This window comes from Dyella sp. C11 (assembly GCF_003121485.1).
In the GTDB taxonomy this organism is placed as follows: Bacteria; Pseudomonadota; Gammaproteobacteria; order Xanthomonadales; family Rhodanobacteraceae; genus Dyella.
Genome location: NZ_QAVX01000014.1, coordinates 126,876 through 136,442 on the forward strand (window position 1 = coordinate 126,876; position 9,567 = coordinate 136,442).

Below are 9,567 nucleotides of genomic sequence, written 5' to 3' on the forward strand. Positions count from 1 at the left end.
GACACAATCCGCGCGCCTCGTCGTGCTGACGCGCGGATGTGTGCCTAGGAACACGTATCCGACGTCACGCGACGGGGCACTGCAGTGCCAGAACGCAAGAACATGCTTTGCCTCGCCGTCATCCGTGTTGCGCCTTGCAGCGTTACGATGAGCCGCTCGATATACGGCATTGGCAAGGAGAACGGCATGGCAACGCAGGGAAGGCAGAACAGGTTTTGGGCATGGCCACTGGCTGCCTGCATGATGGCGATGGCATCGCAAGCCGGTGCGCAATCGGCAGCCCAATCGGTGGCGGCTCCCAGCGACGCGGACACGCCGCCACCCACGGATGCCGACCTTGCCGGCACGCGTTGTGTGTCGGGTGAAGAGAAATTCCTGCCGGGTGATTACTACTACTGCCTTGGCACGCAGACCTATGGCCTGAACAAATACGCTACGTCGCAGCGCTTCTTCACCACGGCGGCAAGCTGGGCCAGCAAACCCGCGCAGTACGTGCTGGGCATCATGGCGCTCAACGGCGATCACCAGCCGGTGAACAAGCCGCTGGCGCTCGCATGGTTCACGCTGGCCTCGGAGCGTCAGAATTCATCGTTCAAGCAGGCCTACGACACGGCGATGAAGGGTGCGACGCAGGCCGAGCGCGAGGCTGCCAGGAAACTGCTCGTCACCATGACACCCGTGTATGGCGATGCCACCGCGGCCAAGCGCGCGGAAGCCCGCTACGCTCAGGGCATGCGTGAACTCAGCCGGCTGAGTGCGAAGGGTTCGAAATACTGCATGGCCGGCATGGTCGATCCGTCACGACCCATTGCCGACCCGAACGGCTGCCCGCCGATAGAGACCGTGGTGAAAATGCTGGATGCCGCGGCCGTCAACGTGTTCGAAGGCTGGAACGGTCACGTGCAGGTGGGGCCGCTGGAGCAGGTCCCCGCGCCGGAAGCCTCCGGCAAGCCATAAACAGACGTGCTGCGGGGGAGGGCGCGCGTATCAGTTGCTGCGCGCGTCCATCGCCCATGCATTGGTCAAGCTGGTGAGGTCCGCCAGGTTCATCGAACGCTCCGCGCGTTCCAGCGCGCTGCATGCCGATTCCGCGGCGTAGCGCATCAGGTAGGCAAGGTGTGCGCGGTACTGTGTGCCAATGCCGTGTGCGCGAATCATGCCGGCCGCTTCAGCCAGGCATTCCAGGTCGCTGTAGGCGCGATCAAGGTCTGCACTGCTGGAACACTGCACAAAGGCCGACGCATCATCGGGATCGCGCGAACGCAGATTCACCACGTCTTCCACCAGTCGTGCTGCCTGGCGTGCGGCAAACACCAGCACGTCGGCGGCCGCATGCGACAGCTCGCTGTCGGAGACGGCGCGATCGGTCAGCTCCACGAGGCTGCGCGTAACAACAAGCAGTTGGGCCACGGGGCGACCCGCAGCATCGTTTAGTGTCATGGCTTCCGGTTCCCCCTCCAGATAGTCGCCATTGTCCACGGAGTCGTGACATTTGTGTACATCGCCGACGGGGTATTTTGTGACTTTTCGCGCACCCGGCGCGGCGATTTGCCCCCGTTCGGTCCAATCGGTGTTTTTGGGTATTGACGGTTTCCCTCGACTGATTTAGGCCGCCTGCCTCCATGGGTCGCTCACGGCGTTTCCCCCAGACAGCGAGCGCAAAGCCGCCCACTGGTCTAATCTCACCCCATGGTTGATAAGGAAGCCCGGGAACTTCGTGATTCACGTGAACCGCAACATGTGTAACGGGCCAAGTGCGCATGGATGAACGCGCGTCGGAACCGGGTCGGCTGGCAGCCGCCTTCATCGCCTTGATGTTTCTGCTCACCGTGGGCGTGATTTACGCGCCGCGCTTCGTGCACCGCGAGGAAGCCGTCAAGGCAGCGCCCCAGGCGCAGCCGGTATTGCCCAAGGTGCAGCTCTGGTTGAGCACGGCCGACCGGCGATTGAAGCTGGCGCGCCAGCCCGATATCGACATGACTGCACGCGGTTCGTCCACGGCCGACGTGATCATCGACGTGCAGAAGACGTATCAATCCATAGTCGGCTTCGGTGCCGCCATGACGGATTCCTCCGCCTGGCTTCTGCAGAACCGTTTGTCCGATGGGCAACGCAACGCCTTGATGAAAGAGCTCTACGGCGCACCGCCCAACCTCAACCTCAACATGATGCGCATCCCCCTCGGCGCATCGGATTTCTCGCTGAAGCTTTACACCTTCGACGATGTGCCCGCCGGCGAAACCGATCTTGAGCTGGTGCATTTCAATGTCACGCCGAACATGCCCGACGTGCTTCCTGCCGTGCGCCAGGCGCTGGGCATCAACCCGGACCTGCGCATCATCGCGTCGCCGTGGAGCGCGCCGGCGTGGATGAAAACCGAAGGGAGCCTGATCGGCGGCGAATTGCAGGAGCAGTACGAAAGCGTCTACGCCGACTACCTCGTCAAATCCGTCGATGCGCTCCGCGGCCGGGGTATTCCCATCTTCGCGCTCACCCTACAGAACGAACCGAACTTCGTGCCCATTACCTATCCGGGCATGGCCATCGGGCCCACGCAGCGAGCACGCATCGTCACTCAATACCTTGGCCCGAAGCTGGCAAGCCGGGTGCCGCACACGAGCATCCTGGAATGGGACCACAACTGGAGTCATCCCGAGCAACCGCTCAGCGTGTTGGCCAACCCCGATACGGCGCGTTACATCGACGGTGTCGCATGGCATTGCTACGAAGGCAGCCCGTATGCGCAGGGCCGCGTGCATCGCGCGTACCCGCAGAAAGACGCCTACATCACCGAATGCTCCGGCGGTGACTGGGCCTCCAGCGTCAACGGCGAGCTGCTCTGGTTTTCCCGCGCGTTGCTCGTCGAAGGCATTCGCAACTGGGCGCGCGGCGTCGTCTACTGGAACCTGGCGCTGGACGAAAACCACGGCCCGCATCTGGGCGGCTGCGCTGCCTGCAAGGGCATCGTCACCATCGACTCCAAGACCGGCGAGGTCAGTCGCAACGACGAGTACTACGCATTGGCCCACTTCAGCAGCTTCGTGCTGCCCGGCGCCCTGCGCGTGAACTCCACCGCCACCGACAAGGGCATCGACAACGTGGCATTCCAGAACGCGGACGACGAATCGATCGTGCTGGTAGTGGTGAACAGCAACAAGGAAGAGCGCCACATCACCGTGGCCGACAACCGCGCCCGGTTCGAATACACCTTGCCACCGCTGAGCGTGGCCACCTTCGTATGGAACCCCGACCCGGCCGGCACATTGCTGCGGCGTGGCATGCGATGGTTGAATGGCGAGGCAATCAAGCGGGGTTTCGTGCGCCCCGCGCAGCCCGGCGGGGCGAGCGAACCCTAAGCAGTCCGTGTTCAATGGATCGTTGAAATCACCGGCATCAACCAGGGAGTGGGTTTATGGCGTGGAACTTTGCAGCGTGGCTCACCGCTCATCGCGGTTACATTTTCCTGTCGATAGGTCTCGCGCTCGTCGTCGTCGGCCTCGTGAGCGACGTGCTGGGTTATCGATGGCAAATGAATGTGGCGGCCCTTGTGTTCATCGGGATCGGGCAGGGTTTTCTTCATAAGGCGAAGAAGGGAAATCAGTAGATTTCCTCCGCTGATGCATGAGTGCGGACGAACAGGGCATTGGGGCGAGGGGGCTGGCCCCAGTTTTCAGAACGACAGCTTTATTCCAGGCCATGCTACGTATCGCTTGCAGCTTGGGATGAAGCAAAGGGGCTTTGAAGCCCATGGATTCGCTGCCATCAAAGGTGAGGCGTGCGTCTAGCTGGCTTTCGATACTTGGGGGAATTTCGATGATCTGCCGCGTCATTGCTTGTTTGCCAATGCTGGCGTTGACCGCGTGCGCCACCATTCCCGACAGCCCCGCCAGCATCGATAGGAATTCCCAATCTGATAACCCCGCACAGTATCCAGCCCAGGCAATCCGTGAACGTCACTCAGGAACGGCGATAGTGGCCGTGCAGATTGGTGCCGACGGAGCTGTCCGCGATGTAACCATTCTCCAGTCCAGCGGCTTTAGGGAGCTGGACCGGGCTGCCGTTGCAGTGGCTTATACGTGGCGTTACAAGCCGCGCATCGCGTCTGGCCATCCAGTAACGTCTTATGTTCGCGTTCCGGTTACCTTTCATCTGAACGAGCCCGCTCGAAACTGAGCACGTGCGCATGCGCCCAGACATATGGGCGGCATATGCCTGCTGGCACGCTACTTACCCAAGCCTCACCCGAATGCTCACGATGGGCGAGTGCCGCCGCATCTCAAAACTCAAGTCATCAACAGGGGAAAATCATGCCTTCGAGATCAGGATCGCTTTTGCTCGCCATGGTGTTTCTGTGCGTCGTTTCATTGGCGTATTCTCATAAGTCATTTGCACAAGCGCCCCAGCCTTTCGCACCGATCGCGTTCTCTTCGTATCGCGTTGTCGGCCATGTCGAAGACAACAACTCAAGCATGATGTTTGTCGAAACGCATGATCCGACCATGGCGGTCATTGTGATGGCAGACTCTCTGGGACAAAACGAAGAAGCGCTGGCTACCAGCCGTCTTGAGAAGTGCCGTGCGACTGCTTTTGACAAGATGGCCAGTGGCCTTTCTTCTCAACTGGAAGCTACGCGCCTTGCCCAATCTCAGGGCCAAAAGCTGAGTGAGGGCGACCTTGAGGCGCTGCGCGTCATGCCGGATGTCATGCCCTGGCTCAATGGCATGTCTGGGCAACCGGAGTACGCATGCGTTCTTGGCAGGAGAGCTGCCAAGGCCAAGTAGGGCCGGGGCGCTTGGCCCGTCGAGACGGGTGGCCACACACGTTGAAGAGGTTGCATCTGGCCGGTTCGCGCTGCCATAAAGCTGCATGTCTGCATTCGATCCGAAGCGGACATTTCACGAGCTGGAAAAAATGTCTCGGTAAGGGGGATCAATGAGTAGTGAGCGAAAGCCTGTCTGGGTTGCTTTCCCTACCATTCCCTGGGGAAGTATGGGTTGGCGGATGGGGCACGGTGAGGACTATTGGCACGCATGGGTTCCTTGGTTCAAAGGGCTGAGCGTTGATGTCCGCGAGCAGTACAAGCTGACATGGCCCGAGCCGGAAGGTTGGCAGGGGTTCTACGAATTCATCGAAGCTGGGAAAAATCCTCCGTGGTTTTTAGAGCGCCAGAGGAGATTTGCTGAGGCGGCCATTCCGCCTGCAGCGAATGAAGCGGTGATATCCGACTACTACCGGATAATCTGGCTCGTTCGCCAGCACATGAAGAGGAGCGGCTCTGATCAACTGAAGCCCGAAGAGGCGTTTGCTGAGTTCTATCAAGCACCAGACGGTAGTCGGTGGCGCGTTTCGGCTCAGCTGAAGGGCGGCATGAGCATGCATCGAGTTACCGCGTAAAGTCCGCTTTCGACCCGCGGCGGACATTGCTCGGAGAATCAAGAGACAAATCCTTTTGGGGGAAGGCATGGCGCGGCGGTGGAATCTGCGATCTTGGTTGGTAGAGGGGCTGCTGCCCCTGGTCAGATCATGTGTCGTGTTCATGATCGTAACCGCCATTCTGCGCACAGCGGCTTTCATGTTCGTGGTCGAAGTTTGGCTGGCTTTTTGGGCTTGGTACTTGATCCTGTGCTTGGCCAGGTCACCATCCGCTAGGGTGGCGACGGATCCTAAGAACAAGCGGCCACCAGGCGGCTGATTGAAGTTGGCGCGCCAAATGGGACGGACGTAGTTAAGTCCCGCCGCCATCGTTCGAATTAACTACCTCCGTCCCGTTTGCCAGGTCTAACCCTGTCAGGTGCAATCAACATGCAATTCAGCGATCTCGAAAAATCAGCCCTGCAGTTGAATGAGCTCTACGAGCAGCTAGAGATCAAGCGGTGGGGCCGTGTCTGGACCACAACAGAGCTTGCGCTGGGTTTCGTTGGTGACGTGGGTGATCTGGCAAAGCTGATCCAGGCAAACGCTGGTGTTCGAGATATCGATGACTGCAAGGCCAAGCTAGGACATGAGCTGTCTGACTGTTTATGGTCGATCATCGTTCTTGCCAATAAGTGTGGCATCGACCTGGAGGCGGAATTCGCCAAAAACACCAGGGAGTTGGTCGACTATGTATCCAGCGAGCTACGCGCGTAGCCGAAGGTTACAGAACGGCGAATTCGGCGCGGCTCAGCGTCACCTCGCTTGTACGTGAATACGGATGTCAGGTTCCGAGGAAGCAGGGGCAGACACGTCTGTCGTCTATCTTTGGATAAGAAGGAAAAGTGCAAGTTGGCCGTGGTTCTATGCTCCCGGTTTTACGGGTGGCACGCAGTTCAAAACTCACTCAAGGACGATAAGGGCATATGAATTTGAGTCGGCGCGTCTGGGTTATTGCGTTATCGCTCGCATCGCTACTGGTCGCCCTTATCTGTTACTGGGGGCTTCCGTACTATCTGGTTGCATGTGCCTTGCTGGGGCCTGCCTTGGCGGCGTACGCGTATGTCATGGCCAAGATCCTGTCGTTGAAGTCATCCCCGAAAGTTCTGCTCGGGATATGGATGGCGACGCTTGTCCTGCTGTCACTGGCGGAAATCCGGATTCGTTCCGCCCCTCCTTCCACAACCACGGCAGGTACAGGCGCGTTGCCGTGGGTTGTCGGCACGTTCAACGACTGGAGAAACTCGCCGGTGGCAGCAGCGCCCACGAGCGGGGCGGATGTCGACCCAGATAAGCAGGCCATGGCAGCGTTGAAGACGCTGGTTGTCGCGGATCAGTGCAAGCGGCAGAACTTGTTGATCCTTGCGAAAGACACTCGTTGGAATGAGGTGGTGAGCGAAGAAGCCACACGTACCGAAGACGATATTCGCGACGGCAAGGCCGCACTGGCGGACTACAAAAAATATCGAGCCGAACTCGTCGATAGCCTGGAAAGAACGCTCACCGACGGCCGGGTCATCATTAAGGGCATGAGCGAATACGGGCAGCCCAGCGTGATGGCGAGATTCGTGAATGGCCAGTCGGCGCTGGTTGATGGGGAGAGGGAATACGATGCGCAATTGCAGCCAGTCCGTGTCGCCGAAGAGTTCTTGCTGGATGCCGCATCGAAGAACCTTGGCGCAGCAAGCGCACCCCAAAGCCGCGCAGACGCCCAGCGTGCTGCAAGGGACAGGGACGATCAGGCAGCAGTTGCATGGAGGTGGAAATTTGACGTGGATCTCTTCAACCAACGTGTATGGCTGGCCGACAAGTCCCGCGAATACGGCATGGATCAGTTGGGTTCGCTACTGGGCATCAAGCTTGTTGGCCAGGCGCTCGATACCTCGACATGCCAGCCCCCTCAGGCAGCGCCGCGCCGCCATCACGCGTGAGGGCAGCGTCCCAGTTTTTTACCGAATGAGCGTCATGCGGCTTTGCCGGGCAGAAATCCGATAGTTGATCGACCGTCCGCCGTCGAACCAAGGCGGGCACAACCAAATAACACTGAGAAATCGACCCGGGGGGATATGGCGACACTTAATGGCTTCGGCACCATGTTTTATGGATGGAAGCACCAGGCTCAGGAGAACTCGTCCGCGACCAAATGGCTGACCGTCTTCTACATTCCCATCGTGCCGCTGGCTCGTTACCGCCTGAAGGTGCTGACCGACTTTGGTCGCGAAACCACCCGGCTTGGCGCCTCACCTGTGGGGCTCATGGCCTCGCAGGAGAACCGGTTCGATATAGCCGAGAAGAGAAACTGTCCGCTTTCGACCCGGAGCGGACTTTAGCTAGGATGCGCTGATGGGCCAGACAGGGGAGGCTTATGGCTACGGAATCGGAGATGCCCGAGGACGTCTCGGTATGGGTGCGCACGGTTTACAAAGAGGGGGCGCAGTCCGTACTGGACGCCTTGCACACCTTTCGAGCCAGCCACGCTTCCTTCGCGACTGATCGTGTTCTGCGCTGCATCGTCTCTGCGGCTGATGGGGATGCAAGCCGCGTGAAGAAGTACATCGAACTAGCCCAGAAGGACTGGCGCGATGTGGTCACGGCCGCCGAATACCGTTATCCGGACACGAGAGTGCGCGATCTAAGCAAACCATTCGACATTTGATCCGAAAGGTCCGCTTCCGACCCGAAGCGGACCTTGCAAAGCAGACATTGGATAGTTGGGGGCGTTGTGCTGACCTTTTTGCCAGCCGTACTCGGTATAACGCTTGCACTTCTGACTGCACTTCGCATTGGTGGTCGAAGTGACGAGTCTTCGGTGTTCACGTATTCGACATGGATTAAGAGCTTCAGTTGTTTAACGGTTCTGTTGCCAGTTGGCGTTCTTACTGTCTTCTCGCATCAGGGGGTGAGGTTCGAATGGTCCGATCCGATAAATATCGTTGCGATCCCAGTGCAGCTTGGTGTTCTGGCTGCGGCCATGAATGTATGCACCTTCAAGGTCAGAATTTATGATGATCGACTGGAGATAAACGACTTTCAACATTTCGAGATTCGGTTTGACGATATCCAGTCTGCCGAAGTGCGAGGCGGTGGCCAGGGAATGCTCTTCTTGCTTTTGGTATATGCGAATAGCAAGCGATATTCGATATCGGGGTATCTTCAAGGGTTTGATCAGCTCGTGGCCGTTGTCCAGGAAAAGATGGCTAAAACCGATGCGACGGGACATCCAAACCCTTGGGTCGAGCATCGTCGGAACGATCTTTGATCCTCAAGGCTTGTCGGGTAGGTGGGGCTAAGTCCAATTGGCAATGTCCGCTTTCGACCCATAGCGGACGTTCTCGGCATCAGCTGTTGACAACATCGAGGTGAGTTAATGCATTCAGTCATCGCAATCGCTCTTGCTCTCGCGCTCGGTATTTCTACTGGGGTATGGGGTGATGCCTCGGTCAATGTTGGGGCGGGAAAAATCCTCCATGTCCCAGTTCCTGACGGTTTTGCAGCGCTCGGCGATTCCGATCCTTCGTTTCGCGAGTTTGTTGCACGTGCTCGCGGACCGGGACATCGCTTTCTTGAAATCTTCCTTTCGCGCCAGGATTTTCAAGCGCTAACGAGCGGCTCTAATCCGCCGAGAAATAGAATGCTATCAATGGACCTTGTGGAATCCGAACAAGGCGATCTATGGACCGTAGAAGGCTTTCAGCGCTATGTAAGGGTGATCCACAACATGGACATGGATCATCCTGATCGGATCGCGAGCGCAATTCAGCAGCTCTACGCGGATAAGCAAGCGTCCGGTGCGGAGCTTCCGCCCGCAAGCAAGCCCATATATTTAGGCCTAGTGATTGACCAGCCCAATGCTGTGGGTGTCATGCGAGGCATGGTCGTAAACGACCCGGCAGGTACCGATCGTCAAATCATCAGCAATACGTACGTGTACGTGAAGGGCCGAATGATCGTCTTGAATTTGAGCGCTCACGGACGCGGTGACGATGATGTCAGATGGGTACGTGAAACATCCAAGATGTGGGCAACAAAGCTACTGGCGACGAACGGCGATTGATGTGCTCTTTTGTCCGCTTTCGACTGCGACTTCAGCCGGTCAACGCAACACACTATAGACGCGCAAGCGTGAGGAGTGTTGCCCATGGCCATGCGCCGTAA

At 58.4% G+C, this 9,567-nt stretch carries 12 protein-coding genes; 9 read left to right on the forward strand and 3 right to left on the reverse strand.

Going from position 1 to position 9,567, the window contains the following annotated elements:
* The first annotated feature begins 147 nt into the window (after positions 1-147).
* On the forward strand, positions 148-957 hold the full coding sequence (locus DK366_RS14160) for an SEL1-like repeat protein (RefSeq protein ID WP_157956540.1): 810 nt from the start codon (positions 148-150) through the stop codon (positions 955-957).
* Positions 958-987: 30 nt separating this feature from the next.
* On the opposite strand, the gene DK366_RS14165 is transcribed toward DK366_RS14160, so the two are convergent.
* On the reverse strand, positions 988-1,440 hold the full coding sequence (locus DK366_RS14165) for a hypothetical protein (RefSeq protein WP_157956541.1): 453 nt from the start codon (positions 1,438-1,440) through the stop codon (positions 988-990).
* A gap of 320 nt (positions 1,441-1,760) precedes the next feature.
* Between DK366_RS14165 and DK366_RS14170 the strand changes: the two genes are divergently transcribed.
* The gene (locus DK366_RS14170; RefSeq protein WP_109126194.1) at positions 1,761-3,356 is read left to right on the forward strand and encodes a glycoside hydrolase family 30 beta sandwich domain-containing protein; all 1,596 of its coding nucleotides are present in this window, start codon (positions 1,761-1,763) and stop codon (positions 3,354-3,356) included.
* 195 nt (positions 3,357-3,551) lie between these two features.
* Here the strand turns inward: DK366_RS14170 and DK366_RS21565 are convergent, their stop codons facing one another.
* Positions 3,552-3,893 carry a hypothetical protein gene (locus tag DK366_RS21565; protein ID WP_232821053.1) on the reverse strand — a complete coding sequence of 114 codons (342 nt, stop codon included), beginning with the start codon at positions 3,891-3,893 and terminating at the stop codon, positions 3,552-3,554.
* A gap of 414 nt (positions 3,894-4,307) precedes the next feature.
* On the opposite strand from DK366_RS21565, the gene DK366_RS14185 reads away from it, so the two are divergent.
* The 6 genes from DK366_RS14185 to DK366_RS14210 all read left to right on the forward strand — a co-directional run bounded on the left by DK366_RS14185 (position 4,308) and on the right by DK366_RS14210 (position 8,068).
* A complete protein-coding gene (locus DK366_RS14185) occupies positions 4,308-4,781 on the forward strand; it encodes a hypothetical protein (protein ID WP_157956542.1) in 474 nt (157 codons plus the stop codon).
* Between the two features lie 151 nt (positions 4,782-4,932).
* Positions 4,933-5,394, forward strand: a complete 462-nt coding sequence (locus tag DK366_RS14190; RefSeq protein WP_157956543.1) for a hypothetical protein — start codon at positions 4,933-4,935, stop codon at positions 5,392-5,394.
* Between the two features lie 408 nt (positions 5,395-5,802).
* Complete coding sequence (locus DK366_RS14195) at positions 5,803-6,129, forward strand: nucleotide pyrophosphohydrolase (RefSeq protein ID WP_109126199.1); 327 nt, start codon at positions 5,803-5,805, stop codon at positions 6,127-6,129.
* 350 nt (positions 6,130-6,479) lie between these two features.
* Complete coding sequence (locus tag DK366_RS14200; protein ID WP_157956544.1) at positions 6,480-7,343, forward strand: hypothetical protein; 864 nt, start codon at positions 6,480-6,482, stop codon at positions 7,341-7,343.
* A gap of 135 nt (positions 7,344-7,478) precedes the next feature.
* Positions 7,479-7,742, forward strand: coding sequence for a hypothetical protein (locus tag DK366_RS14205; RefSeq protein ID WP_109126201.1), 264 nt, complete (start codon positions 7,479-7,481; stop codon positions 7,740-7,742).
* Positions 7,743-7,777: 35 nt separating this feature from the next.
* Positions 7,778-8,068 (forward strand): hypothetical protein, encoded by a 291-nt coding sequence (locus DK366_RS14210; protein WP_157956545.1) that lies wholly within the window; start codon positions 7,778-7,780, stop codon positions 8,066-8,068.
* Positions 8,069-8,260: 192 nt separating this feature from the next.
* On the opposite strand, the gene DK366_RS14215 is transcribed toward DK366_RS14210, so the two are convergent.
* Positions 8,261-8,632: a hypothetical protein gene (locus DK366_RS14215; RefSeq protein WP_157956546.1), complete on the reverse strand. Its 372-nt coding sequence runs from the start codon at positions 8,630-8,632 to the stop codon at positions 8,261-8,263.
* Between the two features lie 147 nt (positions 8,633-8,779).
* On the opposite strand from DK366_RS14215, the gene DK366_RS21255 reads away from it, so the two are divergent.
* Complete coding sequence (locus DK366_RS21255; protein WP_157956547.1) at positions 8,780-9,466, forward strand: hypothetical protein; 687 nt, start codon at positions 8,780-8,782, stop codon at positions 9,464-9,466.
* Positions 9,467-9,567: the final 101 nt, after the last annotated feature.